This is a genomic window from Pseudomonas sp. NMI760_13, assembly GCF_021283245.1.
Lineage (GTDB): Bacteria > Pseudomonadota > Gammaproteobacteria > Pseudomonadales > Pseudomonadaceae > Aquipseudomonas > Aquipseudomonas peradeniyensis.
The window spans coordinates 133,494-159,803 of the sequence record NZ_JAJSRC010000006.1; the positions used below are offsets into that span (position 1 = coordinate 133,494).

The 26,310-nt window shown below is 61.5% G+C and carries 26 protein-coding genes and 1 pseudogene; 9 read left to right on the plus strand and 18 right to left on the minus strand.

Going from position 1 to position 26,310, the window contains the following annotated elements; translation table 11 throughout:
• Window positions 1-19: 19 nt before the first annotated feature.
• The 14 genes from LU671_RS08710 to rpmH all read right to left on the minus strand — a co-directional run bounded on the left by LU671_RS08710 (window position 20) and on the right by rpmH (window position 11,669).
• On the minus strand, window positions 20-556 hold the full coding sequence (locus LU671_RS08710; protein WP_023628561.1) for a F0F1 ATP synthase subunit delta: 537 nt from the start codon (window positions 554-556) through the stop codon (window positions 20-22).
• A 12-nt stretch (window positions 557-568) separates the two neighbouring features.
• Complete coding sequence (locus LU671_RS08715; RefSeq protein ID WP_023383136.1) at window positions 569-1,039, minus strand: F0F1 ATP synthase subunit B; 471 nt, start codon at window positions 1,037-1,039, stop codon at window positions 569-571.
• Window positions 1,040-1,096: 57 nt separating this feature from the next.
• The gene (gene atpE, locus LU671_RS08720; protein WP_003097235.1) at window positions 1,097-1,354 is read right to left on the minus strand and encodes a F0F1 ATP synthase subunit C; all 258 of its coding nucleotides are present in this window, start codon (window positions 1,352-1,354) and stop codon (window positions 1,097-1,099) included.
• 144 nt (window positions 1,355-1,498) lie between these two features.
• The gene (gene atpB / locus LU671_RS08725) at window positions 1,499-2,368 is read right to left on the minus strand and encodes a F0F1 ATP synthase subunit A (RefSeq protein WP_232855429.1); all 870 of its coding nucleotides are present in this window, start codon (window positions 2,366-2,368) and stop codon (window positions 1,499-1,501) included.
• A gap of 16 nt (window positions 2,369-2,384) precedes the next feature.
• Window positions 2,385-2,792 carry a F0F1 ATP synthase subunit I gene (locus LU671_RS08730; protein ID WP_008092225.1) on the minus strand — a complete coding sequence of 136 codons (408 nt, stop codon included), beginning with the start codon at window positions 2,790-2,792 and terminating at the stop codon, window positions 2,385-2,387.
• 149 nt (window positions 2,793-2,941) lie between these two features.
• On the minus strand, window positions 2,942-3,814 hold the full coding sequence (locus tag LU671_RS08735; protein ID WP_110736140.1) for a ParB/RepB/Spo0J family partition protein: 873 nt from the start codon (window positions 3,812-3,814) through the stop codon (window positions 2,942-2,944).
• A gap of 9 nt (window positions 3,815-3,823) precedes the next feature.
• On the minus strand, window positions 3,824-4,615 hold the full coding sequence (locus LU671_RS08740; RefSeq protein WP_011536509.1) for a ParA family protein: 792 nt from the start codon (window positions 4,613-4,615) through the stop codon (window positions 3,824-3,826).
• Between the two features lie 18 nt (window positions 4,616-4,633).
• Entirely contained in the window at window positions 4,634-5,284 is a 651-nt protein-coding gene (rsmG, locus tag LU671_RS08745; RefSeq protein ID WP_203649276.1) for a 16S rRNA (guanine(527)-N(7))-methyltransferase RsmG, read from the minus strand.
• Window positions 5,281-7,173, minus strand: coding sequence for a tRNA uridine-5-carboxymethylaminomethyl(34) synthesis enzyme MnmG (gene mnmG, locus LU671_RS08750; RefSeq protein ID WP_232855430.1), 1,893 nt, complete (start codon window positions 7,171-7,173; stop codon window positions 5,281-5,283). Before mnmG ends, rsmG begins: the two co-directional genes overlap by 4 nt.
• A gap of 565 nt (window positions 7,174-7,738) precedes the next feature.
• Window positions 7,739-9,109, minus strand: coding sequence for a tRNA uridine-5-carboxymethylaminomethyl(34) synthesis GTPase MnmE (mnmE, locus tag LU671_RS08755; protein ID WP_232855431.1), 1,371 nt, complete (start codon window positions 9,107-9,109; stop codon window positions 7,739-7,741).
• A gap of 87 nt (window positions 9,110-9,196) precedes the next feature.
• The gene (gene yidC / locus LU671_RS08760; RefSeq protein WP_232855432.1) at window positions 9,197-10,879 is read right to left on the minus strand and encodes a membrane protein insertase YidC; all 1,683 of its coding nucleotides are present in this window, start codon (window positions 10,877-10,879) and stop codon (window positions 9,197-9,199) included.
• A gap of 2 nt (window positions 10,880-10,881) precedes the next feature.
• Complete coding sequence (gene yidD, locus LU671_RS08765) at window positions 10,882-11,127, minus strand: membrane protein insertion efficiency factor YidD (RefSeq protein ID WP_011536514.1); 246 nt, start codon at window positions 11,125-11,127, stop codon at window positions 10,882-10,884.
• Entirely contained in the window at window positions 11,120-11,521 is a 402-nt protein-coding gene (gene rnpA / locus LU671_RS08770) for a ribonuclease P protein component (RefSeq protein ID WP_232855496.1), read from the minus strand. The genes yidD and rnpA overlap by 8 nt, the downstream gene beginning before the upstream one ends.
• A gap of 13 nt (window positions 11,522-11,534) precedes the next feature.
• Complete coding sequence (gene rpmH / locus LU671_RS08775) at window positions 11,535-11,669, minus strand: 50S ribosomal protein L34 (protein WP_003253163.1); 135 nt, start codon at window positions 11,667-11,669, stop codon at window positions 11,535-11,537.
• Between the two features lie 581 nt (window positions 11,670-12,250).
• Between rpmH and dnaA the strand changes: the two genes are divergently transcribed.
• Genes dnaA through gyrB form a run of 4 tightly spaced genes read left to right on the plus strand, consistent with a single transcriptional unit; the run spans window position 12,251 to window position 18,465 of the window.
• Entirely contained in the window at window positions 12,251-13,777 is a 1,527-nt protein-coding gene (gene dnaA, locus LU671_RS08780) for a chromosomal replication initiator protein DnaA (RefSeq protein WP_232855433.1), read from the plus strand.
• A gap of 40 nt (window positions 13,778-13,817) precedes the next feature.
• On the plus strand, window positions 13,818-14,921 hold the full coding sequence (gene dnaN / locus LU671_RS08785) for a DNA polymerase III subunit beta (protein ID WP_050707605.1): 1,104 nt from the start codon (window positions 13,818-13,820) through the stop codon (window positions 14,919-14,921).
• 15 nt (window positions 14,922-14,936) lie between these two features.
• A complete protein-coding gene (recF, locus tag LU671_RS08790; protein WP_028690032.1) occupies window positions 14,937-16,040 on the plus strand; it encodes a DNA replication/repair protein RecF in 1,104 nt (367 codons plus the stop codon).
• Between the two features lie 4 nt (window positions 16,041-16,044).
• Window positions 16,045-18,465 (plus strand): DNA topoisomerase (ATP-hydrolyzing) subunit B, encoded by a 2,421-nt coding sequence (gyrB, locus tag LU671_RS08795; protein ID WP_232855434.1) that lies wholly within the window; start codon window positions 16,045-16,047, stop codon window positions 18,463-18,465.
• A gap of 80 nt (window positions 18,466-18,545) precedes the next feature.
• On the opposite strand, the gene LU671_RS08800 is transcribed toward gyrB, so the two are convergent.
• Together LU671_RS08800 and LU671_RS08805 are read right to left on the minus strand one after the other, a co-directional pair.
• Window positions 18,546-19,181, minus strand: a complete 636-nt coding sequence (locus LU671_RS08800) for a LysE family translocator (RefSeq protein ID WP_232855435.1) — start codon at window positions 19,179-19,181, stop codon at window positions 18,546-18,548.
• A gap of 102 nt (window positions 19,182-19,283) precedes the next feature.
• A pseudogene (locus LU671_RS08805) lies at window positions 19,284-19,502 on the minus strand (2Fe-2S iron-sulfur cluster-binding protein); the annotation flags it as partial.
• On the opposite strand from LU671_RS08805, the gene LU671_RS08810 reads away from it, so the two are divergent.
• Both LU671_RS08810 and LU671_RS08815 read left to right on the plus strand, forming a co-directional pair.
• Window positions 19,458-19,670: a hypothetical protein gene (locus LU671_RS08810; protein ID WP_232855501.1), complete on the plus strand. Its 213-nt coding sequence runs from the start codon at window positions 19,458-19,460 to the stop codon at window positions 19,668-19,670. The pseudogene LU671_RS08805 and the gene LU671_RS08810 sit on opposite strands and share 45 nt — an antisense overlap.
• Window positions 19,671-19,759: 89 nt before the next feature.
• Complete coding sequence (locus LU671_RS08815) at window positions 19,760-20,749, plus strand: threo-3-hydroxy-L-aspartate ammonia-lyase (protein WP_203649241.1); 990 nt, start codon at window positions 19,760-19,762, stop codon at window positions 20,747-20,749.
• A gap of 45 nt (window positions 20,750-20,794) precedes the next feature.
• On the opposite strand, the gene LU671_RS08820 is transcribed toward LU671_RS08815, so the two are convergent.
• Entirely contained in the window at window positions 20,795-22,093 is a 1,299-nt protein-coding gene (locus LU671_RS08820) for a sigma-54 interaction domain-containing protein (protein WP_232855436.1), read from the minus strand.
• A gap of 245 nt (window positions 22,094-22,338) precedes the next feature.
• Here LU671_RS08820 and LU671_RS08825 point away from each other — a divergent pair, with 245 nt between their 5' ends.
• From LU671_RS08825 to LU671_RS08835, 3 genes are read left to right on the plus strand one after another with little or no spacing between them, the layout of a single operon-like run.
• The gene (locus LU671_RS08825; protein ID WP_232855437.1) at window positions 22,339-23,223 is read left to right on the plus strand and encodes an MBL fold metallo-hydrolase; all 885 of its coding nucleotides are present in this window, start codon (window positions 22,339-22,341) and stop codon (window positions 23,221-23,223) included.
• 41 nt (window positions 23,224-23,264) lie between these two features.
• Complete coding sequence (locus LU671_RS08830; protein ID WP_203649235.1) at window positions 23,265-24,542, plus strand: NAD(P)/FAD-dependent oxidoreductase; 1,278 nt, start codon at window positions 23,265-23,267, stop codon at window positions 24,540-24,542.
• Window positions 24,539-25,357 (plus strand): sulfite exporter TauE/SafE family protein, encoded by an 819-nt coding sequence (locus LU671_RS08835; RefSeq protein WP_203649233.1) that lies wholly within the window; start codon window positions 24,539-24,541, stop codon window positions 25,355-25,357. The genes LU671_RS08830 and LU671_RS08835 overlap by 4 nt, the downstream gene beginning before the upstream one ends.
• Here LU671_RS08835 and LU671_RS08840 read toward each other — a convergent pair.
• On the minus strand, window positions 25,346-26,233 hold the full coding sequence (locus LU671_RS08840; RefSeq protein ID WP_232855438.1) for a LysR family transcriptional regulator: 888 nt from the start codon (window positions 26,231-26,233) through the stop codon (window positions 25,346-25,348). The genes LU671_RS08835 and LU671_RS08840 overlap by 12 nt on opposite strands.
• Window positions 26,234-26,310 lie beyond the last annotated feature (77 nt).

Consider the following 26,310-nt stretch of genomic DNA (forward strand, 5'->3'; position numbering starts at 1 on the left):
CTCTGCTGCCCCTTCAAACTCAAGATTTCAAGGCTTCGGCCAGTTTCGCGATCTTGCCGCGAACCGAACCGTCGATTACCAGGTCGCCAGCGCGGATGACGACGCCGCCGATCAGGCTGGCATCCTCCGACGCGTGCAGGCGCACTTCCTGGCCTAACCGTGCACTGAGAACCTTGGCGAGTTTGTCTTGCTGTTCTTGGTTCAACGCAAAAGCACTGGTGACTTCCACGTCCACGGACTTCTCTTGCTCGGCCTTGTACAGGTCGAACAGAGTCGAAATCTCCGGCAGAAGCAGGAGACGTTCGTTTTCCGCGGCAACATGAATGAAATTCTGTGCCTTGGCGTCAAACTTGTCACCGCACACTTCAATGAATGCGGCGGCCTTTTCTGCGCTAGTCAGTTGCGGGGCCTTGAGCAGGCGCTGCATGGTGTCGTCTTGCGACACCGCAGCAGCCAGGCCGAGCATGGCTGACCAATTGGCCAGTTGCTGATGGGCCTGGGCATGCTCGAAGGCAGCCTTAGCGTAAGGTCGGGCCAACGTGGTCAGTTCTGCCATGATCGCCCTCGCTTAAATTTCAGCGGCCAGTTTGTTAACCAGCTCCGCATGCGCGTTTTGATCGATTGTGGCGCCAAGGATCTTTTCAGCACCGCCAACGGCCAGGGCACCCACTTGGGCACGCAGGGCGTCTTTGACGCTGTTCAGTTCCTGTTCGATCTCGGCTTGAGCCTGAGCCTTCACACGGTCAGCTTCGACGCGAGCCTGTTCACGGGCTTCCTCGACAAGCTGAGCAGCGCGTTTCTTGCTTTGCTCAATGATTTCGGCTGCCTGTGCCTTCGCTTCACGCAGTTGCTGACCCGCTTTCTCTTGGGCCAGCTCCAGGTCGCGAGCTGCGCGGTTGGCAGCGTCCAAGCCGTCGGCAATCTTCTTTTGGCGCTCTTGCAGGGCAGTGATGACCGGAGGCCATACGTACTTCATGCAGAAGAGTACAAAAATCAGAAAAGCAACGGATTGGCCAATCAGGGTTGCATTAATGTTCACGCCAACACCTCGCTCGGTCTTTGTCCATCACACCAATCAACTCGTAGGAACGAGTGATTAGCCGGCGATCTGACCAACGAAGGGGTTCGCGAAGGTGAAGAACAGAGCGATACCAACACCGATCATGGTTACGGCGTCGAGCAGACCGGCAACGATGAACATTTTGACCTGCAGCATCGGAACCATTTCTGGCTGGCGAGCAGCGCCTTCCAGGAACTTGCCGCCCAGCAGGCCGAAACCAATGGCGGTACCCAGAGCACCCAGGCCGATCAGCAGAGCAACAGCGATAGCGGTCAGACCAACTACAGTTTCCATCTTTCCTCCCGACTTTTACGTCGTATTGGTTAGGTTTTTAGTTTGAAGCGGTAAAACAAATCGTTTGGTACAGCATGCCCTTGCGGACTTTTTAAGCCCTCCCCCCAAACGGGCAGGGAAGGCTATCAGACACGCCAGGCGGTCTTAATGGTTATCTTCGTGAGCCATCGACAGGTAAACGATGGTCAGCATCATGAAGATGAAAGCTTGCAGGGTGATGATCAGGATGTGGAACACGGCCCACGCCCACTGCAGCACCACACCCAGGCCGCTGAGCCACAGCAGGCCGGAGCCGAACATCACGGCGATCAGGATGAATACCAGCTCACCGGCGTACATGTTGCCGAACAGACGCAGGGCCAGCGAGATCGGCTTGGCGATCAGGGTGACGAACTCGAGCAGGAAGTTGACCGGAATCAGCAGGATCTGCACGAAGATGTTCTTGCTGCCGAACGGGTGCAGGGTCAGCTCGCCGAGGAAGCCACCCAGGCCCTTGACCTTGATGCTGTAGAAGATGATCAGGGCGAACACGCAGAAGGCCATGGCCAGGGTCGCGTTCGGGTCGGTGGTTGGTACCGCACGGAAGACGAGATGCGGATCACCGGAGATCCAGGCCGCCGCTTTCGGAATCCAGTCGACCGGAACCAGGTCGATGGCGTTCATCATGAACACCCAGACGAAAATGGTCAGTGCCAGCGGGGCGATCACCGGGCTACGGCCGTGGAAGGAGTCCTTCACGCTGCCGTTGACGAAGTCGACCAGCACTTCAACGAAGTTCTGCAGACCGCCAGGTTGGCCGGAAGTCGCCTTCTTGGCCGCCATGCGGAAGATGAACAGGAAGATCAGACCCAGCGCGACGGACCAGCCCAGGGTGTCCACGTGGAACGCCCAGAAGCCCATTGCCTTGGCTTCTGCAGCCGAATGGGCGAAGCCCCAGCTGCCGTCTGGTAGTTGACCGTAGGTCAGGTTCTGCAAGTGGTGCTGGATATAACCCGAAGCGGTTTCTTCTGCCATGGTTGCCTCAAACGCCCTAAGGTCTCGAAAGTCTTTTATTCATCAGCAGGGGCGCGAACCAGCTGACCAAAAGGGTCAGCACGAAGACGCCGAATACTGCCAACGGCGCCAATGGCTTCACTCCTGCGAAGGTCAGTGCAAACAGCACTGCCGTCAAAATCATCTTGCCTGCCTCGCCCGCGTAGAACGACTTGACGATGGCCTGCGCCGCCCGGGCTCCGCTGAAGCGAAAAGCCTTCCAGGCGAAATACACATTGGGCAGCCAGGCAATCAACCCTCCGCAGAGGCCTGAATATCCACTGACCGCCCCTTTCCACTGCCACAACACCAGCGTTGCCAGCAGCAGGACGACAAATTGAGCCAGCAGTACCGGAAAAACCGCCCAGCGATGGAAAGGCAGGCGGTTTGGCGTGCGGATTTCCATCACAACTGCTCCTCTAAAGTCGACCGCCTAGTCAGCAATGACTTGGCATAATTTGTGCCGACAAAATGCGCGCAGAGTATAGGGGTGGATTAACCCCTATTCAACTCTTCGGTAGTGATTTCCGACTGCGCGCTACAACAGGAATTGTTTCAGCGGATGTGAGCAAGCACGCCCTGCAACTCGTCAAGGGAGTTATAGCGAATAACCAACTGACCTTTGCCCTTGTTGCCATGGCGAATTTGTACCGCCGAGCCCAGGCGCTCTGCCAGACGCTGTTCGAGACGGGCAATGTCCGGATCAGGTTTGCTCGCCTCGACCGGCTCAGGTTTGCCATTGAGCCACTGGCGCACCAGTGCCTCGGTCTGGCGCACGGTGAGCCCGCGTGCGACAACATGACGCGCCCCTTCTTCCTGGCGATCTTCCTCGAGGCCGAGCAAGGCGCGGGCATGGCCCATCTCCAGGTCGCCGTGGGCGAGCATGGTCTTGATCGCCTCCGGCAGCGAGATCAGGCGCAGCAGGTTGGCCACGGTTACCCGCGACTTGCCGACGGCGTCCGCCACCTGCTGCTGGGTCAGCTCGAACTCCTGCTGCAGGCGCTGCAGGGCGAGCGCCTCTTCCAGCGGGTTGAGGTCCTCGCGCTGGATGTTCTCGATCAGCGCCATGGCGATGGCGGCTTCGTCGGGCACTTCGCGGACCATGGCCGGAACGGTGTCCAGGCCGGCCTGCTGGGTGGCGCGCCAGCGCCGCTCACCGGCGATGATCTCGTAGCGGTTGTCGCCGATCGGGCGCACCACGATCGGTTGCATCACGCCATGGGTGCGGATCGAGTGCGCCAGTTCTTCCAGCGCCTCGGGATCCATGTCGCGGCGCGGCTGGTACTTGCCGCGCTGGATCAGCTCGACCGGCAGGTGTTGCAGTTCCTTCTGGTCGATCTTGACAGCCTGCGCCTCGAGCGCGCTGACGGAAGGACCACTGAGCAGTGCATCCAACCCACGTCCGAGACCGCGTTTCTTGATGGCCATGCGGATTCCTTAAGTTGTCTGTGCAATGCGTGATGGACGGCGCTGACGGCGAACCAGTTCCCCGGCCAGCGCCAGATAAGCGAGCGCGCCGCGGGATTGCTTGTCGTAGGCCAGGGCCGGCATGCCGAAGCTCGGCGCCTCGGCCAGGCGGATGTTGCGCGGGATCACCGTGTCGTACAACTGGTCGCCGAAGTGCTCCTTGAGCTGCGCCGATACATCGTTGTTCAGGCTCAGGCGCGGGTCGTACATGGTCCGCAGCAGGCCTTCGATCTTCAGCTCCGGGTTCAACCGGGCAGCGATGCGCTTGATGTTATCCACAAGGTCGCTGAGACCTTCCAGCGCGTAGTACTCGCACTGCATGGGGATGATCACGCCATCGGAGGCGACCAGGGCGTTGAGCGTCAGCATCGACAGCGACGGTGGGCAGTCGATGAGGATGTAGTCGTAGTTCTCGCGGATCGGCGCCAGCGCGTTGCGCAGGCGGCTCTCCTTCATCTGCATTTCCAGCAGGACCACCTCGGCGGCGGTCAGGTCGCGGTTGGCCGGCAACAGCTGGTAACCGCCGTGCTCGGAGTAGTGCATGGCCTGGGCCAGGTCGCATTCCCCGATCAGCAGGTCGTACACCGAGTGCTCGAGCTCGTGTTTATCCACACCGCTGCCCATGGTGGCGTTGCCCTGTGGATCGAGGTCGATCAGCAGCACGCGACGCTTGGTCGCGGCCAGCGATGCGGCGAGATTGATGCAGGTGGTGGTCTTGCCCACACCACCCTTCTGGTTCGCGATTGCGAATACCTTAGCCATTGTTGCGTGTGTTCCCAGTCATGCCTTGCGGCGCAGTATCAGCAGATGGCGCTGGCCCTGGCAACCTGGAACGGTCAGGGCCTGCTCGCTTTCCACTGTGAAGTCTGCGGGCAATGCTACCAGTTCGTCGGCAGGATGCAGCCCCTTCATTGCAAGCCATTGCGTGCGGGCGTCACCCAGGTGGCGGGTCCAGTTGGTGAAATTCTCCATGCTGCTGAACGCTCGGGAAACGATCCCGCAGAACGGCTGCTCGGGCTGGACCTCTTCCACCCGGCTGTGGATAACCGTGAGGTTGTCCAGTTTCAGTTCCATCTTCACCTGGGTGAGGAAACGGGTCTTCTTGCCGTTGCTGTCCAGCACCGTCACCTGTTTGTGCGGATGCAGGATGGCCAGCGGAATACCCGGCATGCCGCCGCCGCTGCCGACATCCAGCCAGCGCTGGGTGTCATTGTGGATAAACGGCATGACACTCAGGCTGTCGAGCAGGTGGCGCGAGACCATCTCGTCCGGGTCGCGCACCGCGGTCAGGTTGTAGGCCTTGTTCCATTTGATCAACAGGGCCAGGTAGCCCAGCAGCAACTCATGCTGCTGCGCGCTCAGCTCGACACCAAGCTGGCGCGCACCTGTGGACAACTCTTCGGCGTGTTGCGGGGTGACCGGGGAACTCAAGCGCTTTGCTCCAATTCGCGGCCTGCGCCGCGCTTTTTCAAGTGAATCAGCAACAGGGAAATCGCCGCCGGGGTGACACCCGGAATGCGCGAAGCCTGGCCCAGGGTCTCCGGGCGGGTCTGCCCGAGCTTGCCCTGGATCTCCTTGGACAGGCCGGAAATCGTGGTGTAGTCGATATCCACAGGCAGGCGCGTGTCTTCGCTGGCGCGCAGTCGGGCGATCTCGTCCTGTTGGCGGTCGATGTAGCCGGCGTACTTGGTCTTGATCTCGACCTGCTCGGCAACCTGTGGATCGATCACTTCACCGCCGGTCGCCTCGATCAAGCCAGCGTAGTCGACTTCCGGACGGGCGAGCAGGTTGAGCAGGCTGTATTCATGGGCCAGCGGCGTGCCGAACTTATCCACAACAGCTTGGCCCTGCGGCGTACCCGGACGAACCCAGGTGCTCTTCAGGCGCTGTTCTTCACGCTCGATGCCTTCGCGCTTGGCGCAGAACGCAGCCCAGCGCTGGTCGTCGACCAGACCCAGTTCGCGGCCTTTCTCGGTCAGGCGCAGGTCGGCGTTGTCTTCGCGCAGGATCAACCGGTACTCGGCACGTGACGTGAACATGCGGTACGGCTCCTGGGTCCCCAGGGTGATCAGGTCGTCGACCAGCACGCCGATGTAGGCCTCGTCGCGGCGCGGGCACCAGCTTTCACGGCCCTGGGCACGCAGCGCGGCATTGGTCCCGGCCAGCAGGCCCTGGGCGCCGGCCTCTTCGTAACCGGTGGTGCCGTTGATCTGGCCGGCGAAGAACAGGCCGCCGATGACCTTGGTCTCGAGGCTGTACTTCAGGTCGCGCGGGTCGAAGTAGTCGTACTCGATGGCATAGCCCGGACGGACGATGTGGGCGTTTTCCATGCCGCGGATCGAGCGGACGATCTCCAGCTGCACGTCGAACGGCAGCGAAGTGGAAATACCGTTGGGGTACAGCTCGTGGGTGGTCAGGCCTTCCGGCTCGATGAACACCTGGTGGCTTTCCTTGTCGGCGAAGCGATGGATCTTGTCCTCGATCGACGGGCAGTAGCGCGGGCCGATGCCTTCGATCACGCCGGAGTACATCGGCGAACGGTCGAGGTTCGAGGCGATGATCTCGTGGGTGCGGGCGTTGGTGTGGGTAATCCAGCAGCTCACCTGGCGCGGATGCATTTCGGCATTGCCCATGAACGACATCACCGGGATCGGCGTGTCGCCCGGTTGTTCTGTCATCACCGAAAAGTCCACGGAACGGCCATCGATGCGCGGCGGCGTGCCGGTCTTCAGCCGGCCGACGCGCAGCGGCAGTTCACGCATGCGCTGGGCCAGGGCGTTGGCGGGTGGATCGCCGGCGCGACCACCGGAGTAGTTCTGCAGACCAATGTGGATAAGTCCGCCGAGGAAGGTGCCGCTGGTCAGGACCACGGAGTCGGCGAAGAAGCGCAGGCCCATTTGCGTGACCACGCCCTTGACCTGGTCCTGCTCGACGATCAGGTCATCGCAGGACTGCTGGAATATCCACAGGTTCGGCTGGTTTTCCAGGATTTCGCGCACCACCGCCTTGTAGATGGCGCGGTCGGCCTGCGCACGGGTGGCGCGTACGGCCGGGCCCTTGCGGTTGTTCAGGATGCGGAACTGGATGCCGCTCTTGTCGGTGGCCAGCGCCATGGCGCCGCCGAGCGCATCGATTTCCTTGACCAGGTGGCTCTTGCCGATGCCGCCGATGGCCGGGTTGCAACTCATGTGACCGAGGGTTTCCACGTTGTGGGTCAGCAGCAGGGTTTTCACACCCATGCGTGCGGACGCAAGCGCAGCCTCGGTACCGGCATGGCCGCCGCCGATGACGATCACTTCAAAACGGGAAGGGAAATCCACCACGCACCTCGTGCCTGTTTTTGCGAATAGAGAAGGTAAGCGGACAAGTATAGGGACTTACCGCCCTTCAAAGAAACCTTCTGAGCAAAAAATGAGCAGGCTGTGGATGAGTGGCAGGCAAAAGAAAACAAAGAGGAAAAATTTAAAAAAGCTTTGTTTTTATGTTTATGTTTAGGGCCCATCCTGTCTGTGCATAAGTCTTTCAAGGCCACAGAATACGGCATGTACAGAGAATCAAAACCCTGTGTCGAAACGGGCCTGTGGGCTCTGGATAGCGCTGTTTAACCTGTGGATGAATGTGCCTGTTACCCACAGGGCGGTTTGTCCTCAGAAAAAAAGCCCGGTTATCAACGGAGCTGAGGCCGAGTTTTCCACAGAGCTCCCGAGTCAGGACTTTAATCTGTGGATGACGTCGTGGGAGCGAGCTTGCCTCGCGAAGCAGGCTTACAGATTTGGCAACGGCTGCACCGGTGTTCGTGGGTCAAGCCCGCTCCCACAAACCTGAATCACAGGCAAAAAAAAGCCGCTCCAGACTGGAGCGGCCTTGTTATCGAAGGGCTGTGGACTATTTGCCGATGCAGAAGCTCGAGAAAATCCTGCCAAGCAGGTCGTCCGAACTGAACGCCCCGGTGATTTCACCCAGCGCCTGCTGTGCCTGGCGCAGATCCTCCGCCAACAGCTCTCCGGCGCCAGCCAGGGTCAGCTGCGCACGACCATGCTCCAGGTGCTCACTGGCCTGGCGCAGCGCTTCCAGGTGCCGGCGACGGGCGCTGAAGCTGCTCTCCGCGGTCTGTTCATACCCCATGCAGGCCTTGAGGTGGTCACGTAGCAGGTCCAGCCCCATGTCGTCTTCGCGGGCACTCAGGGTAATGGTTACATGCCCATCGTCACTCTGCTCCATGCCGACACGTTCACCACTCAAGTCGGCCTTGTTACGGATGAGCGTGACCTTTGCCACATCTGGTCGTTGATCCAGGAATTCCGGCCACAGCGCAAAGGGATCACTGGCTTCCGGTGCGGTCGAGTCGACGACCAGCAGCACCCGATCAGCCTCGCCGATGGCCTTGAGCGCCCTTTCCACCCCGATCTTTTCCACATGGTCATCGGTATCGCGCAGACCGGCGGTGTCGACCACATGCAACGGCATGCCATCGATGTGGATATGTTCGCGCAGGATGTCCCGGGTGGTGCCGGCGATATCGGTGACGATCGCCGCCTCGCGTCCGGCGAGCTGGTTGAGCAGGCTCGATTTGCCGGCGTTCGGCCGACCGGCGATGACCACCGTCATGCCGTCACGCAACAGGGCACCCTGCCCGGCCTCACGCTGCACTGTGGACAACTCGCTGCGCACGTCATCGAGCATGCGCAACACATGGCCGTCAGCGAGGAAGTCGATTTCTTCCTCAGGGAAGTCAATTGCGGCCTCGACGTAGATGCGCAAGGCAATCAGCGCTTCGGTCAGCCCATGCACGCGCTTGGAGAACGCTCCTTGCAACGAACGCAGGGCATTACGGGCAGCTTGCGTGGAGCTGGCTTCGATCAGGTCAGCGATGGCTTCGGCCTGGGCCAGGTCGAGCTTGTCGTTGAGGAACGCACGCTCGCTGAACTCGCCCGGGCGTGCCAACCGGCAGCCCAGTTGCAGGCAACGCTGCAGCAGCATGTCCATGACCACCGGCCCCCCGTGGCCCTGCAGCTCCAGCACGTCTTCGCCAGTGAACGAGTTCGGCCCGGGGAAGAACAGCGCGATGCCTTCGTCCAGGACCAGGCCATCGGCATCGCGGAACGGGCCGTAGTGGGCATGGCGCGGGGTCAGCGTGCGGCCGGTGATGGCCTGCCCGGCCTGGCTGGCCAGCGGCCCGGACAAGCGGACGATGCCGACCCCACCGCGGCCCTGGGCGGTAGCGATGGCGGCAATGGTTTCACGCACAGTGTTCATGCTCGAAAGCCTCTACAACGAATTCGTCAGATAGCAAAAACGCCCCACTAGGGGGCGTTTTTATTCACAGGCAAACAGGCTTGCCCGTCAAGCGGCAGCTTTCTTGGTCGCTGCCTCGATGCTGCGGGTGATGTACCACTGCTGTGCGATCGACAGGCAGTTGTTCACAACCCAGTACAGCACCAGACCGGCCGGGAACCACAGGAAGAAGAAGGTGAAGATGATCGGCATCATTTTCATCACCTTGGCCTGCATCGGATCCGGCGGGGTCGGGTTCAGACGCTGCTGGATGAACATGGTGGCGCCCATGATGATCGGCAGGATGAAGAACGGATCCTTGATCGACAGGTCGGTGATCCACAGCATCCACGGTGCCTGGCGCATCTCTACGCTTTCCAGCAGTACCCAGTACAGGGCCAGGAACACCGGCATCTGTACCAGGATCGGCAGGCAGCCGCCCAGCGGGTTGATCTTCTCTTTCTTGTACAGCTCCATCATCGCCTGGGACATCTTCTGGCGATCGTCACCGAAGCGTTCCTTGAGCTGGGCCAGTTTCGGCGCCACGGCACGCATGCGCGCCATCGAGCGGTAGCTGGCGGCCGACAGCGGGAAGAACAGGCCTTTGATCAGCATGGTCAGGACAATGATCGACCAGCCCCAGTTGCCGAGCAGGCTGTGGATATGTTGCAGCAGCCAGAAGATCGGCTGGGCGATGAACCACAGGAAGCCGTAGTCGACGGTCAGTTCCAGGCCTGGGGAAAGTTCCTTGAGCTTGGACTGGATCTTGGGACCGGCATACAGCATCGCGCTGGTTTCGACCTTGCCGCCGGCAGGGACGTCAAGCGCAGGGCCGGTGAAGCCGATGATGTAGTTGCCCTGGCTGTCCTTGCGGGTCTGGACGGCGTTGTTGTCCGACTTGCTCGGGATCCAGGCGGTCACGAAGTAGTGCTGCAGCCAGGCGACCCAGCCGCCGGTCACATTTTCTTTCAAATTGCCCTTGTCGATGTCTTTCATCGACACTTTCTTGTACGGCTCGGAAGCTGTCCACAGGGCGGCGCCCAGGTAGGTGGCCGTACCGGTGGCAGTGCTCGACGACGGATCGGAGCTGGCGTCGCGCTTGAGCTGGGCAAACATGTTGCCGCTCCAGGCCTGGCCGCTCTGGTTGTCGATCAGGTAGCTGACGGTCAGGTCGTACTCACCGCGCTTGAAGCTGAAGCGCTTGATGTAGTTGACGCCGTTCTCGCTGAACTTCAGGTCGACGGACAGTTGGTCCTGACCGTCGGCAAGCTGGAAGCTCTTCTGTTCGGCGGCGTACAGCGGGCGACCAATGGAGCGGGCGTCCGGGCCGTTGGTGCCGGTCAGGCCGCTCTGGGCCAGGTACACGCGCTCGCTGCCGTTGTCGAACAGCTGGAACGGAATGTCCGGATGGTCCTGGCGACGTGGGTACTTCGGCAGGTTCAGCTGGACGATGTCACCACCGACCGGGTCGATAGCCAGGTCCAGGACATCGGTCTTGATCCGGATCAGGTCCTTGCTGACCGCGACCGGCGCCAGTTCAGCAGGGCTGGATTCAGCATTGGCGCTCGGCACATCGGCGCTTGCACCGGAGTTGCCGGCCGGCACGGTGTCCGGCAGGGCCGGGGCAGCATTGCTGGCAGCAGCATTCTGAGTCGGCAGGGCAGCCTGGCCATAGTCCTGGTTCCACTTGAGGACCATGACATAGGACACGATTGCCAGGGCGACGATCAGGATCGTGCGTTTAATATCCATGATTACTCGGCTATCGAAGAAGTTCGGGAGGAAGGAGCAGGTGGAACGGGATCGAAACCGCCGTCGTTCCACGGATGACAACGCCCCAGGCGACGAACGGCCAGCCACCCACCACGCAAGAGGCCATGGTTTTCGATGGCTTCATAGGCGTAACAGGAACAGCTGGGATAGAAACGACAGTGACTGGCCATCAGTGGACTGATGGCATAACGGTAGAACTGGATCGGAACGAGGGCCAGTTTACGCATCGTGACTGTCTACCCCTGCGGCATCGGCGACCGCTGGAGAGGGCCGACTGCGGACCAGTCGCTTCCAGAGCTTGCCAAAGTGTTGGTGCAATTCTGGGTTTTCCACTTCGCCCAACCCCTTGCGTGCAACGATCACGATATCCAGCCCAGCCAGCATTTGCTGGTTCAGGCGGAACGAATCGCGCATCAGGCGTTTCAGGCGATTGCGTTGAACGGCGAGCTTGACGCTCTTCTTGCCGATCACCAGGCCGAGGCGTGGATGATCGAGGCCGTTCTCGCGGGCAAGGATAAGCAGGTTTTTCCCTGGAACCTTGCCGGTTGGGGAGTCGAAGACCGCTTTGAAGTGCCGGGGTGTAAGCAGTCGCTTGTCCCGACTGAAGTCCTGACTCACCACCTGTACCGAAAAATCAAATGGCCAGACGCTTACGGCCTTTGGCACGGCGACGCGACAGAACGGCACGGCCGTTCTTGGTAGCCATACGGGCACGGAAACCGTGGGTGCGGGCGCGCTTGATGGTGCTTGGTTGGAAAGTACGTTTCATGGCGTGTTACCTGGGTTGGTCGACAACGGGCCGGAAGGGCCCCCTTTTTAAGAGATCGGCGATTCTAGAGAAAGCAAGGCGATAGGTCAATTTCCAACCAGCCTTTCCTTATGGAAGGTCGAGGCAGGTCGATGGGTGCTACCTCGACCTGGCTGACCTGAAAGCGGGCAAATCAAAAAAACAGAAGAGGCATATAAAAAGCTTTTCTGAAGAACTTATAGATCTTAGGTGGATAACCTTCTGTGGATAACCTATTTGAGCCCTTTAACTGCGGGCTGTACAGAAAACCATAACCTTGTCGGTAAGGGGTGTTCTGTCTGTGCCTGGGGTGAGGAAAACCTGTGGGGGAAAAGGGTGTTTATCCACAGCCGATTTATCCACAGATCAGAACCCAGGGTTGTGCATAGCCCACAGGTGCTGTTATCCACAGGGCTTATCAACAGTGCATGAGTGGTGTTCGAGTCGTTTTTTGGCGGATTTACCCTGATAGTGGGTGGCGTCACGTGTGGATAACTGACCGCCCGCCCGGTACAATGGCGGTTTGTTTTTGCCTCATCCGGCTTTCAACTCAGGGGATATCCGTGTCAGTGGAACTTTGGCAGCAGTGCGTGGAGCTTCTGCGCGATGAGCTGCCTGCCCAGCAATTCAACACCTGGATCCGCCCGCTACAGGTCGAAGCCGAAGGCGACGAGTTGCGCGTCTATGCGCCCAACCGCTTCGTGCTCGACTGGGTCAATGAAAAGTACCTTGGCCGCCTGCTCGAACTGCTGGGTGAACAGGGCAGCGGTATCGCTCCCGCCCTTTCCTTATTAATAGGCAGCCGTCGCAGCTCCGCAGCCCGTGCCGCTCCCAACGCCCCTGTCAGTGCCGCCGTCGCGGCAACCCTTGCGCAACAGGCGCAGGTGCAGCAGGCAGCGCCGGTGCTCGAGCCTGTCAGTGCACCTGTGGTGGAGCCGACGCAGGTTGCCGAAGTCGAAGAACCTTCTTCGCGCGACAGCTTCGACAGCATGGCCGAGATCGCGACCGCTCCGGTTGCCAGTGGGCGTACCGAGCAGCGTACGGTGCAGGTCGAGGGTGCCCTGAAGCACACCAGCTACCTGAACCGCACGTTCACTTTCGAAACCTTCGTCGAAGGCAAGTCGAACCAGCTGGCCCGGGCCGCAGCCTGGCAGGTTGCCGACAACCCCAAGCACGGCTACAACCCACTGTTCCTTTATGGTGGCGTCGGCCTGGGTAAGACGCACTTGATGCACGCTGTGGGTAACCACCTGCTGAAGAAGAACCCGAACGCCAAGGTGGTCTACCTGCATTCGGAGCGTTTCGTCGCCGACATGGTCAAGGCGCTGCAGCTGAACGCGATCAACGAATTCAAACGCTTCTACCGTTCGGTCGATGCGTTGCTCATCGATGACATCCAGTTCTTCGCCCGCAAGGAGCGTTCCCAGGAAGAGTTTTTCCACACCTTCAACGCCCTGCTCGAGGGCGGCCAGCAGGTGATCCTCACCAGCGACCGCTACCCGAAGGAGATCGAAGGCCTGGAAGAGCGCCTGAAGTCCCGCTTCGGCTGGGGCCTGACGGTGGCCGTCGAGCCGCCGGAGCTGGAAACCCGCGTGGCGATCCTGATGAAGAAGGCCGACCAGGCCAAGGTCGAGCTGCCGCACGATGCCGCGTTCTTCATCGCCCAGCGTATCCGCTCCAACGTGCGTGAGCTCGAAGGCGCCCTGAAGCGGGTGATTGCCCACTCGCACTTCATGGGCCGCGACATCACCATCGAGCTGATCCGTGAATCGCTCAAGGATCTTTTGGCGCTGCAGGACAAGCTGGTCAGTGTGGATAACATCCAGCGCACCGTCGCCGAGTACTACAAGATCAAGATCTCCGATCTGCTGTCCAAGCGGCGGTCGCGCTCCGTGGCGCGTCCTCGCCAGGTGGCCATGGCGTTGTCGAAAGAGCTGACCAACCACAGTCTGCCGGAGATCGGCGACATGTTTGGCGGCCGCGACCACACCACCGTGCTGCACGCCTGCCGCAAGATCAACGAATTGAAGGAATCCGACGCGGACATCCGCGAGGACTACAAGAACCTGCTGCGCACGCTGACGACCTGATGGCCGTCTGCGCAGCTAATTGAAGGCAAGGGACTAGACCATGCATTTCACCATTCAACGCGAAGCCCTGTTGAAACCCCTGCAACTGGTCGCAGGCGTCGTCGAGCGCCGCCAGACCTTGCCGGTCCTGTCCAACGTCCTGCTGGTCGTGCAAGGCCAGCAGCTGTCGTTGACCGGTACCGACCTGGAAGTCGAACTGGTTGGCCGCGTCCAGCTGGAAGAGCCTGCGGAGCCGGGCGAGATCACTGTTCCGGCGCGCAAGCTGATGGACATCTGCAAGAGCCTGCCCAGCGATGTGCTGATCGACATCAAGGTCGACGAGCAGAAGCTGCTGGTCAAGGCTGGTCGCAGCCGTTTCACCCTGTCCACCCTGCCGGCCAATGACTTCCCGACCGTGGAAGAAGGCCCGGGTTCGCTGACCTGCAACCTGGAACAGAGCAAGCTGCGCCGCCTGATCGAGCGCACCAGCTTCGCCATGGCCCAGCAGGATGTGCGCTACTACCTCAACGGCATGCTGCTGGAAGTGTCCACCGACACCCTGCGCGCCGTCGCCACCGATGGCCACCGTCTGGCGCTGTGCGCCATGCAGGCACCGATCGGCCAGGCTGAGCGCCACCAGGTTATCGTGCCACGCAAGGGTATCCTCGAGCTGGCGCGCCTGCTCACCGATCCGGAAGGCATGGTCAGCATCGTCCTGGGCCAGCATCACATCCGTGCCACCACTGGTGAGTTCACCTTCACCTCCAAGTTGGTTGACGGCAAGTTCCCGGACTATGAGCGCGTCCTGCCCAAGGGCGGCGACAAGCTGGTGATCGGTGACCGCCAGGCGCTGCGCGAGGCGTTCAGCCGTACCGCGATCCTGTCCAACGAGAAGTACCGCGGCATCCGTCTGCAACTGGCCGCCGGCCAGCTGAAGATCCAGGCCAACAACCCGGAGCAGGAAGAAGCGGAAGAAGAGATCAGCGTCGACTATAACGGCAGCTCGTTGGAGATCGGTTTCAACGTCAGCTACCTGCTGGACGTGCTGGGTGTCATGACCACTGAACAGGTTCGCCTGATTCTGTCCGACTCCAACAGCAGCGCCTTGCTGCAGGAAGCCGGCAATGACGACTCGTCCTACGTTGTCATGCCGATGCGTCTGTAACCCATAGCAGGCGACATGTCCCTTCGACGTCTCTCGGTCACCGCGGTGCGCAACCTGCACCCGGTGACCCTCTCACCCTCCCCCCGCATCAACATCCTTTACGGCGCCAACGGCAGTGGCAAGACCAGCGTGCTCGAAGCCGTGCACCTGCTGGGGCTCGCCCGCTCGTTCCGCAGCACCCGGTTGAACCCGGTGATTCAGTACGAGCAGCCGACCTGTACCGTATTCGGTCAGGTCGAACTGGCCGAAGGTGGTACCAGCAACCTGGGTGTTTCACGGGAGCGGCAGGGTGATTTCACCATCCGTATCGACGGCCAGAATGCGCGCAGTGCCGCGCAACTGGCCGAGATGTTGCCCCTGCAACTGATCAACCCGGACAGTTTCCGCCTGCTTGAAGGTGCGCCCAAGGTGCGCCGGCAGTTTCTCGACTGGGGCGTGTTCCACGTGGAACCTCGCTTCATGGCGACCTGGCAACGCCTGCAGAAGGCCTTGCGGCAGCGGAACTCATGGCTGCGGCATGGTACACTTGATGCCGTTTCGCAAGCCGCCTGGGATCGGGAGTTATGTCTCGCCAGTGCGGAAATAGATGAATACCGTCGCAACTACATCAAGGCCTTGAAGCCTGTCTTCGAGCGTACCCTGAGCGAGCTGGTCGAACTGGACGGGCTGACCCTGAGCTACTACCGAGGCTGGGACAAGGACCGGGAACTCAACGAAGTCCTCGCAACCTCTCTCCTTCGCGATCAGCAGATGGGCCATACCCAGGCCGGGCCACAGCGTGCTGATCTGCGCCTGCGATTGGGCGCGAACAACGCGGCCGACATCCTCTCGCGCGGGCAGCAGAAGCTGGTGGTCTGTGCCCTGCGCATTGCCCAGGGACATCTGGTCAGCCAGGTTCGTCGCGGTCAGTGTATTTATCTGGTGGATGACCTGCCGTCCGAGTTGGACGAGCAGCACCGCCGCGCCCTGTGCCGCTTGCTTGAAGAATTGAACTGCCAGGTGTTCATCACCTGTGTAGACCACGAATTTCTGAGGGAAGGCTGGCAGACGGAAACGCCAGTCGCCTTGTTCCACGTGGAACAAGGCCGTATCACCCAGACCCACGACCATCGGGAGTGAAGGCATGAGCGAAAATCAAACGTACGACTCCTCCAGCATCAAGGTGCTGAAAGGGCTGGATGCCGTACGCAAGCGTCCCGGCATGTACATTGGCGACACCGATGACGGCAGCGGCCTGCACCACATGGTGTTCGAGGTGGTCGACAACTCGATCGACGAAGCCCTGGCCGGTCACTGCGATGACATCACCGTCATCATTCACCCGGACGAATCCATCAGCGTCCGTGACAACGGCCGTGGCATTCCAGTCGACGTGCATAAAGAAGAAGGCGTTTCCGCAGCCGAGGTCATCATGACCGTCCTGCACGCCGGCGGTAAGTTCGACGACAACTCCTACAAGGTATCCGGCGGTCTGCACGGCGTAGGTGTTTCGGTGGTGAACGCCCTGTCCGAGCAACTGGTGCTCACCGTTCGTCGTAGCGGCAAGATCTGGGAACAGACCTACGTCCATGGTGTGCCACAGGCACCCATGGCGGTCGTCGGTGAAAGCGAAACCACCGGTACCCACATCCACTTCAAGCCCTCGGCTGAAACCTTCAAGAACATCCACTTCAGCTGGGACATTCTCGCCAAGCGTATCCGCGAGCTGTCGTTCCTGAACTCGGGTGTTGGCATCCTGCTGAAGGACGAGCGCAGCGGCAAGGAAGAGTTCTTCAAGTACGAAGGCGGCCTGCGCGCATTCGTTGAATACCTGAACACCAACAAGACCCCGGTCAATTCCCAGGTCTTCCACTTCAACGTCCAGCGTGACGATGGCGTGGGTGTCGAAGTCGCCCTGCAGTGGAACGACAGCTTCAACGAAAACCTGCTGTGCTTCACCAACAACATTCCCCAGCGCGATGGTGGTACCCACCTGGTCGGTTTCCGTTCCTCGCTGACCCGTAGCCTGAACAGCTACATCGAGCAGGAAGGTCTGGCGAAGAAGAACAAGGTCGCCACCACCGGTGACGACGCCCGTGAAGGTCTGACCGCGATCATCTCGGTCAAGGTGCCGGATCCGAAGTTCAGCTCGCAGACCAAGGACAAGCTGGTTTCCTCGGAGGTGAAGACCGCCGTGGAACAGGAGATGAACAAGTACTTCGCCGACTTCCTGTTGGAGAACCCCAACGAAGCCAAGGCGGTGGTCGGCAAGATGATCGACGCTGCCCGTGCCCGTGAAGCGGCGCGTAAGGCCCGTGAGATGACTCGCCGCAAAGGCGCGCTGGACATCGCTGGCCTGCCGGGCAAACTGGCCGACTGCCAGGAGAAGGACCCTGCCCTTTCCGAACTGTACCTGGTGGAGGGTGACTCCGCAGGTGGTTCGGCCAAGCAAGGCCGTAACCGTCGCACCCAGGCGATCCTGCCGCTCAAGGGCAAGATCCTCAACGTCGAGAAAGCGCGCTTCGACAAGATGATCTCTTCCCAGGAGGTCGGCACGCTGATCACCGCACTGGGTTGTGGCATCGGCCGCGAAGAGTACAACATCGACAAGCTGCGTTATCACAACATCATCATCATGACCGATGCTGACGTCGACGGTTCGCACATCCGTACCCTGCTGCTGACCTTCTTCTTCCGTCAATTGCCGGAGCTGGTCGAGCGTGGCTACATCTATATCGCCCAGCCACCGCTGTACAAGGTGAAGAAAGGCAAGCAGGAGCAGTACATCAAGGACGACGAGGCCATGGAAGAATACATGACCCAGTCGGCCCTTGAGGATGCCAGCCTGCATCTGGACGAAGCTGCGCCAGCCGTCTCCGGTGTTCAGCTGCAAGCCCTGGTAAATGAATTCCGCGGTGTGATGAAGACGTTGAAGCGTCTGTCGCGTCTGTACCCGGAAGAGCTGACCGAGCACTTCATCTACCTGAATAAGGTTTCTCTCGAGCAACTGGCCAACAAGGCGCAGATGGACGATTGGCTGAAGGCGTTCCAGCAGCGCCTGGATAACAGCCAGCGCTCCGGTCTGGTTTATAAAGCCGACTTGCATGAGGACAAGGAGCGCAACCTTTGGCTGCCTGTCGTTGAAACGACATCCCATGGTTTGGCCAGCTATGTCACCTTCAACCGTGACTTCTTCGGCAGCAATGACTACAAGACTGTCGTTGCCCTGGGTGAAAAGCTGGGTACCTTGCTGGGCGACGGCGCCTATGTTCAGCGTGGCGAACGTCGCAAGGCAGTTACCGAGTTCAAGGAAGCCCTCGACTGGCTGATGAACGAAAGCACCAAGCGCCATACCATCCAGCGATACAAAGGGCTGGGTGAGATGAACCCGGACCAGCTGTGGGAAACCACCATGGATCCGACCGTGCGCCGCATGCTCAAGGTGACCATCGAGGACGCCATCGCCGCCGATCAGCTGTTCAACACCCTGATGGGTGATGCGGTCGAACCGCGTCGCGACTTCATTGAAAGCAACGCGCTGTCGGTGTCCAACCTGGACTTCTGATCTTTCGGTCGGACACGCAAAAGAAAAAAGCCAATACGCGAGTATTGGCTTTTTTTTGAATCAGCAGGTATGACTGATATTCAGGCAACTTTCGCCTGAACGGTGAACAGGCTCGCTCCCAGCGCCACGAACGAGGCGCCGAACAGCCGGTTCATCAACCTCGCACGGTTCGGCGAGGCGAGCTTGCGACGCAGCACCTGGGCCAGGGTCACATAGAAGGCGTGGGAGACGATCGAGCAGGCCGCGAAGGTCAGCACGAGAATGCCCAACTGCACGGTCGAATCACTGCCCGGACGGATGAACTGCGGCAGGAACGCTGCGAAGAACAGGATCGCCTTGGGGTTGGTCAGCGCCACCGTCACGCCGTTGAGCATCAGCCTGTTATTGGTGGAGGCGCGCCCGGCCGGCTGGTCGAGTTTGTCGAAGGCGCTGGTGCGGCTCCTCCACTGCTTGACGCCCAGGTAGATCAGGTAGCTCGCGCCGAGCACCTTGAGTAGCAGTAAGGCGGTGGCGGACGCCTGTAGCACCACCCCCAACCCGGCACTGGTGGCGGCCGAGATTGCCAGCAAGCCGAAGGCGTTGCCGATCGAGCCGAGCATCGCCCGTCGCGGTCCGTAGGCCACCGAGTTGGACAGCGCCATGATGACCCCGGGACCTGGGGTCAGGGTAACCAGCATGGCGACGACGACAAAACCGAACCATTCGTGAAGCGACATCCTTGTACATCTCCTGGGGAACACCACATAGATTCGACGGACTGTAACAGATAGTTGCCCTGCTCATGAATGGCCGGCACCGCTTGCGATTACCGGCGGTCTTTACAGGTCCAGCACCAGGCGAGGCGACTTGCAACCCGACACGCAGATCATCATCGTCTTCCCTGCTTCCTGCTCGTGAGGGCTGAGCACGAAGTCGCGGTGGTCGGGCGTGCCTTCCAGCACACTGGTTTCGCAGGAGCCGCACACCCCTTCCCGGCAGCTGAACGAGACCAGATGACCTGCGTCGAGCAGCGTGTCGATCAGGCTGCCGCGCCCGGGTCGAAACTCGCCAGCGCGCTGGGCCGCGGCACCCTCAATTTCCCGGCATTGGTCGACGCGATGCAGTACACCGGCTGGAAAGGGATGGTCGGTTTTGAAACCCGGGGCGGCACCCTGATGGGCGGTGTCAGTCACCTCAACCAGTTGGTGGCGGCTTCGACCCACTGATCAGCGAGACGCGAGGCACAGCCTCTCGTAAAACACGCGCACGGCAGCTAATCTGGCTGCCGTGCGTGTCTTCGTGCCAAGGAATCGCCATGACCGAACAATCGCTACCTACAGTCCAGGACGTGCAAGCCGCAGCCGATCGCCTGCAAGGCCATGTCCACCGTACTCCTGTGTTCACCTCCTCCACCCTCGACGCCCGGGTTGATGCGCAGGTCTTCTTCAAGTGCGAACAGTTTCAGCGCATGGGCGCCTTCAAGATTCGTGGCGCGCTCAATGCGCTGATGCGGCTCGATCCGGCCAGCCGGCAGCGCGGAGTGGTCGCTTATTCGTCTGGCAACCACGCCCAGGGCGTCGCCCTCGCCGCCCGGGAGCTGGGTATGCCGGCGGTGATCGTGATGCCCGCCGACGCCCCTGCGGCAAAACGGGCAGCCACCGAAGGCTACGGTGCCACTGTGGTCGCCTATGACCGCTACCGCGAAGACCGTCTCGCCATCGCCCGTCAGTTGCAGTTGGATCACGGTTACACGCTGATCCCTCCGTTCGATCACCCGGATGTGATCGCCGGGCAAGGCACCGCGGCGCTCGAGCTGTTCGAGGAGACTGGCCCGCTGGACGTATTGCTGGTACCGGTGGGCGGCGGTGGGCTGATTTCCGGCTGTGCCCTGGCGGCGCATTTACGCAGCCCCGACTGCGAAGTGATCGGGGTCGAACCCGAGGCCGGCAACGACGGTCAGCAGTCCTTCCGCACCGGCAAACTGGTGAGCATCGACACGCCAGCGACCCTGGCCGACGGCGCGCAGTCGCAGTCGCTGGGGACGATCACCTTTCCATTGATCCAGCAGCTGGTGAGCGACATGGTCACGGTATCGGACGCGGAGTTGCTGCAGGCCATGGGTTTTCTGGCTGAGCGCATGAACCTGTTGGTCGAGCCCACCGGCTGCCTGGCGGCAGCAGCGGTAGTGAAGCTGCGCGAACGGCTGCGGGGCAAGCGAGTCGGGGTCATCCTCACCGGCGGTAACGTCGACCTGCAGCACTATGCGCGTTTGCTACTCGAAGCCGAGGGCGCCGCGACCCGCTGACAGCAGGTAACGACTCAAATCCTCGGGATGTTTCACGTGGAACATTTACAGCCCGAGGGTTTTGAGTCGCCGATACAGCGTGCGTTCACTCATGCCCAGATGTGCTGCCAGTTCGTTGCGTGATCCTTTGAAGGTTTCCAGGGCGTGCGCCAGGTCGGCCATTTCTTTGCGCCCCCGACTGCGCAAGTGGCCCTGATCTGACATCGGATGGATGTCTTCGGGCAGATGTTCCGGACGAATGAAACCGTCATCGGCAAACAGCCTGGCCCGTTCCAGGATGTTCCTGAGCTCACGAATGTTGCCTGGGAAGGTATGCAGGTTGAGGCACGAGAGTGTTTCGGCGGTAACCTTGGGCGAGTGCTTGCCGGCCATGCGTTGCAGCAGACTCTCACAGAGCAACGGCAAATCCTCGACCCGCTCACGCAGTGATGGCAGGCGAATCGGGAATCCGCTGATGCGGTAATACAGGTCTTCGCGGAACGTCCCTTCGGCGGCCATCTCTTTCAATGGCTTGTGCGTGGCCGAGACCAGGCGAAAGTCCGAATGGACCGTGCGCGTGCTGCCGACCGGGCGGAAGCTGCCGGACTCGATCAGGCGCAGCAGCTTCACCTGCATCGCCAGCGGTACTTCACCGATCTCATCGAGGAACAGGGTGCCACCGTGAGCGGCTTCGGCCAGGCCGATCTTGCGTTGGGTCGCACCGGTGAAGGCGCCCTTCTCATAGCCGAACAGTTCACTCTCGAACAACGACTCGGTCAGCCCGGTACAGTCCACCACCACCAGGGGACCATTGGCTCGGGGGCTGCCCAGGTGCAAGGCGCGGGCGAACAGCTCCTTGCCCGTGCCCGACTCGCCCTGGAGCAGTACCGGAATCTGCGCAGGGGCTGCACGTTGCAAACTGGCCACGGCGGTCTTGAAAGCTGGCGCCCGGCCAACCAGTCCTTGTTGTTGAGGTTGTGCCGATGCCAGGGTGACGCTGGTCAGGCGTTCGACGAAGGCCACGACCCTGCCCTCGTGATCGAGGATCGGGCGCAACTCTACATCCACATGTTCCGGCCCTCGCGGGGTGTGATGGATGTGCAGCACGCGCTCCGGCACCTTGCTGTCCAGCGACTTGCGCAGCGGGCAATGTTCCCCGGCCTGGTCGCAGGGCACGGCATAGTGGTGCGAGACCCGGTGGCATTTTTCGCCGATCGGCGCGTGCTCCTCGTTGCCGAACTGGCGACGGTACGCCGCGTTGGCAGCCAGGATGTTGTAGTCGGTGTCCAACACGATACTGGGCAGGACATCGTGTTCGAGGTAGGACACCAGCGCGAGGATCGCGGGATGGGAAGCGGCTAGCATGACAGCACCAGATGAAGGACCTGGCGAGGGTAGCAAGGACTGCCAAACACTGCCATTGGCTGACAGTCGACTGCCAGGAACTGTCACCTTTGGTTGGTTGGAATGGGGCTGCTGCGCAGCCCATCGCGGCACAAGGCCGCTCCTACAAGGGGGCGGCGTCCTATCTGAAAGGCTGGCATGTATCTTGATAAAGCACCCTCCACTGCCTATGCCTTCTAGGAGGCCTGGGATAACTGGAGAGTGCAATGATCATCGGCAACAACCTTCACGTCGAAGCATTCTTCGACAAGGCGACCTGGACCATCAGCTACCTGGTCATGGATAGCGAGACGCGCCAATGCGCGCTGATCGACAGCGTGCTGGACTATGACCCCAAGTCCGGGCGCACCTGCACCGATTCGGCGGACAAGCTGATTGCTCGCGTCGAGGCGCTGGATGCCAAGGTGCAATGGATCCTGGATACCCACGTGCACGCAGACCATCTGTCCGCCGCGGCCTACCTCAAGGAGCGGCTTGGCGGCAGCATCGCGATCGGTGCGCAGATCACCCAGGTGCAGAAAGTCTTCGGCACCCTGTTCAACGCCGAGCCGGGTTTTGCCCGTGACGGCAGCCAGTTCGACGTCCTGTTCGAAGATGAAGAAGGATTTCGCATCGGCAACCTGCATGCCCGTGCCCTGCACACCCCAGGGCATACCCCGGCGTGCATGAGCTATATAGTCGAGGACGCAGGTGAGAAGGCCGTGTTCGTCGGCGACACCTTGTTCACCCCCGACTACGGCACCGCCCGTTGCGATTTTCCGGGCGCCAGCGCGCGAACCCTGTACCGGTCGATCCGTCGCCTGCTCGCCTTCCCCGACCAGACCCGGCTGTTCATGTGCCATGACTACCTGCCCGGTGGTCGTGAGTTGTGTTACGTCACCACCGTGGCCGAGCAACGCGCCGACAACATTCATATCCACGAAGGTGTCAGTGAAGAGAGCTTCGTCGAGATGCGCGAAGCCCGTGACAAGACCCTCGACATGCCCGTGCTGATCCTGCCGTCGGTGCAGATCAACATGCGCAGCGGGCAATTCCCCGAACCTGAAGCCAACGGCGTGAGCTACCTGAAGATCCCGCTGAACAAGCTGTAAGCCACGCCGTACCCATAACGAGATTTCCAAGGAACACCGCCATGCCTGCCCTGTCCCCTGCCGATTCCTCCCGTGCCGACCACCACAAGGTGGTGATCGTCGGCGCCGGTGCCGCCGGTATCGCCACCGCCTCCAGCCTGATCGCCCGTGATCCGTCGCTGGATATTGCCCTGATCGACCCCGCCGACGTGCACTATTACCAGCCCGGCTGGACCATGGTCGGCGCCGGTGTGTTCAAGGCGCCGAGTACCGCCCAGACCATGGCGGCCACCCTGCCCCGTGGCGTGCGCTGGATCAAGGCACGGGTGGAGGGCTTCGACCCTCAGGGGCAGCTGGTGGTGCTCGAGGACGGGCGTGCGGTCAGCTATGAGCAACTGGTGGTCTGCCCGGGATTGAAACTCGACTGGAACGCTATCGAGGGTTTGAGCGAGACCCTCGGACGCAACGGCGTCACCTCCAACTACCGCTACGACCTGGCACCCTACACCTGGCAACTGGTGCAGAACCTCAAGCAGGGGCGCGCCCTCTTCACCCAGCCGCCGATGCCGATCAAATGCGCCGGTGCGCCGCAGAAGGCGCTGTACCTGTCCTGCGATCACTGGTTGCGCAATGGGCACCTGGGCAATGTCAGGGCCAGCTTCTTCAATGCCGGGGCGGTGCTGTTCGGTGTACCGGACTATGTGCCGGCGCTGATGAGCTACATCGACAAGTACGGCGTGGACCTGAACTATCAGCATCGCCTGACGGCGGTGGATGGTCCGAACAAGCGCGCCACGTTCATCCGTACCCTCCCCGACGGCAGCACCGAGACCCGGGTCGAGGCCTTTGACATGCTGCATGTGGTGCCGCCCCAGGTGGCGCCTGACTTCATCCGCCAGAGCCCGCTGGCCGATGCGGCGGGCTGGGTGGATGTCGACCCGCATACCTTGCGTCATCGCCAGTTCGGCAATGTCCACGCGCTGGGTGACGTGGCCAATACCAGCAACGCCAAGACCGCCGCCGCCGCCCGCAAGCAGGCGCCGGTGGTGGCCAACAATGTGCTGGTGGCACTCGGTCGTCTGTCGACCCTGGCCCAGTACGACGGCTACGGCTCCTGCCCGTTGACGGTCGAGCGCGGCAAGATCGTCCTGGCCGAGTTCACCTATGGCGGCAAGGTCGCGCCGAGTTTCCCGCGCTGGCTGCTCGATGGCCGCAAGCCAACCCGCCTGGCCTGGTTGCTTAAGGCGCAGATCCTGCCGCCGCTGTACTGGAAGGCCATGCTCAAGGGCCGCGAGTGGCTGGCCCGGCCGCAACCTCTGGTGGTCGAGGCGCAGCAGTGATCGAACAGCAACTGCTGGGCGCCGGGCTCGGCGCGATCATTGGCGCGGTGCTGGCCCTGACCGGCGCAGGCGGCGGCATCCTCGCGGTGCCGCTACTGGTGTTCGGCCTGGGGCTGAGCATGGTCGAGGCGGCGCCGATCGGCCTGCTGGCGGTGGGGCTGGCAGCTGCGGTCGGTGCGGTGCTCGGCCTGCGCCAGGGGCTGGTGCGCTACCGGGCGGCCCTGTTTATCGCGGTGATCGGGATTGCCTGTGCGCCCTTCGGGCTTATGCTCGCTCACCGAGTCCCCAATACGCCGTTGGCCTTGGTGTTCGCCGGGGTGCTGGTGTACGCCTGCCTGCGGATCTGGCGCAAGGCGGCGCGTGAGCTGCGTGGCGAGTCACCCTGTGGTGAGCGGGAGATCATGCCCTGTGTGCTTAACCCGCTGCAGGGGCGCTTGCGCTGGACCCTGCCCTGCGCCCGGGCGCTGGCATTCACCGGGATGCTGTCGGGGTTGCTGTCAGGCCTGCTGGGTGTCGGTGGTGGCTTCGTGATCATCCCGGCACTGAACCGCTATACCAACCTGAACATGAAAAGCATCGTCGCCACCTCGCTGGCGGTGATCGCCCTGGTGTCCACCGGCAGCGTGGTCAGCGCCAGCGTGGCGGGGGTGATGCACTGGAGGGTCGGGGCGCCGTTCGCCGTGGGGGCGGTGCTGGGTCTCTTGCTGGCGCGGCCATTGGCGAGCAAGCTGGCCGGCCCTCGTCTGCAGCAGCTGTTCGCCGTGGTGGGCTGTAGCGCTGCGGTACTGCTGGCCGGCAAGGCGCTACTCGGCTAGCAACTCGTCCTGTTCGGCAGTGCACAGCGCCAGCAGGTAGTCCCACACCACCCGCAGGCGTACCGACTTGTGCAGCTCGCGGCGGGTGCAGATCCAGTAGCTGCGCTGGATGGTCTCGCTGGGCAGCACACGCACCAGCTTGGAGTCGTGGCGAGCCATGTAGTTGGGTAGCACGGCAATACCCAGCCCAGCCTGCGCGGCTTGCTGCTGGGCGATCACGCTGGTGCTGCGGAACACCACGTTGGGCGCCCGGCAGAAACTGTTGAGGAACAGCAGCTCCTGGCTGAACAGCAGGTCGTCGACATAGCCGATCCAGCTGTGCCGGGCCAGGTCTTCGCGGCTGTGCAGCGGCGGTGCGCGGTCCAGATAATCCTGGCTGGCGTAAAGGGCCAGGCGGTAGTCGGTGAGCTTGCGGGTGATCAGCAGGTCGGCGTTGGGGCGTTCCAGGTGAATGCTGATCTCGGCTTCGCGGTTGAGGATGCTGACGAAACGCGGCACGGCCACCAGCTCCACTTCAAGCCCCGGGTAGCGCTGGAACAAGGCTTTCATGCGCGGGGTGAAGAACATGATGCCGATGCCTTCGGTCACCCCCAGGCGGATCTTGCCCAGCGGCGTGATGGCCTGGGTGATTTCTTCCTGCGCCAGCAGGGCGACGTTCTCCATGGCTTCGGCGTGCTTGAGCAGGGCCTGGCCGGAGGGCGTGAGTTCGTAGCCCTGGGCGTGCTGGACGAACAGTGCGGTGCCCAGGTGCTTTTCGATGCTCTCGATATGCCGGGCCACGGTGCTGTGGGTGGTGTTGAGGCGCTTGGCGGCGGTTAGCAGGCGGCCGCTGCGCTGCAACTCGAGGAAAAACCGCAGATCGTTCCAGTCGAACATGCTTGTCCCTTTGGCTGTTCGCGCTGGCCCTTTCGCGGGTAAACCCGCTCCCACAGGCTCACCGCCGACCCTGAATT

Coding starts and splice junctions, on each gene's coding strand:
- LU671_RS08710 (WP_023628561.1), bottom strand. CDS start 556: ATGGCAGAACTGACCACGTTGGCCCGACCTTACGCTAAGGCTGCCTTC.
- atpE (WP_003097235.1), bottom strand. CDS start 1,354: ATGGAAACTGTAGTTGGTCTGACCGCTATCGCTGTTGCTCTGCTGATC.
- atpB (WP_232855429.1), bottom strand. CDS start 2,368: ATGGCAGAAGAAACCGCTTCGGGTTATATCCAGCACCACTTGCAGAAC.
- LU671_RS08730 (WP_008092225.1), bottom strand. CDS start 2,792: ATGGAAATCCGCACGCCAAACCGCCTGCCTTTCCATCGCTGGGCGGTT.
- LU671_RS08735 (WP_110736140.1), bottom strand. CDS start 3,814: ATGGCCATCAAGAAACGCGGTCTCGGACGTGGGTTGGATGCACTGCTC.
- LU671_RS08740 (WP_011536509.1), bottom strand. CDS start 4,615: ATGGCTAAGGTATTCGCAATCGCGAACCAGAAGGGTGGTGTGGGCAAG.
- mnmE (WP_232855431.1), bottom strand. CDS start 9,109: ATGAACACTGTGCGTGAAACCATTGCCGCCATCGCTACCGCCCAGGGC.
- yidC (WP_232855432.1), bottom strand. CDS start 10,879: ATGGATATTAAACGCACGATCCTGATCGTCGCCCTGGCAATCGTGTCC.
- yidD (WP_011536514.1), bottom strand. CDS start 11,127: ATGCGTAAACTGGCCCTCGTTCCGATCCAGTTCTACCGTTATGCCATC.
- rpmH (WP_003253163.1), bottom strand. CDS start 11,669: ATGAAACGTACTTTCCAACCAAGCACCATCAAGCGCGCCCGCACCCAC.
- dnaN (WP_050707605.1), top strand. CDS start 13,818: ATGCATTTCACCATTCAACGCGAAGCCCTGTTGAAACCCCTGCAACTG.
- recF (WP_028690032.1), top strand. CDS start 14,937: ATGTCCCTTCGACGTCTCTCGGTCACCGCGGTGCGCAACCTGCACCCG.
- gyrB (WP_232855434.1), top strand. CDS start 16,045: ATGAGCGAAAATCAAACGTACGACTCCTCCAGCATCAAGGTGCTGAAA.
- LU671_RS08800 (WP_232855435.1), bottom strand. CDS start 19,181: ATGTCGCTTCACGAATGGTTCGGTTTTGTCGTCGTCGCCATGCTGGTT.
- LU671_RS08810 (WP_232855501.1), top strand. CDS start 19,458: ATGACCTGCGTCGAGCAGCGTGTCGATCAGGCTGCCGCGCCCGGGTCG.
- LU671_RS08815 (WP_203649241.1), top strand. CDS start 19,760: ATGACCGAACAATCGCTACCTACAGTCCAGGACGTGCAAGCCGCAGCC.
- LU671_RS08820 (WP_232855436.1), bottom strand. CDS start 22,093: ATGCTAGCCGCTTCCCATCCCGCGATCCTCGCGCTGGTGTCCTACCTC.
- LU671_RS08825 (WP_232855437.1), top strand. CDS start 22,339: ATGATCATCGGCAACAACCTTCACGTCGAAGCATTCTTCGACAAGGCG.
- LU671_RS08830 (WP_203649235.1), top strand. CDS start 23,265: ATGCCTGCCCTGTCCCCTGCCGATTCCTCCCGTGCCGACCACCACAAG.
- LU671_RS08840 (WP_232855438.1), bottom strand. CDS start 26,233: ATGTTCGACTGGAACGATCTGCGGTTTTTCCTCGAGTTGCAGCGCAGC.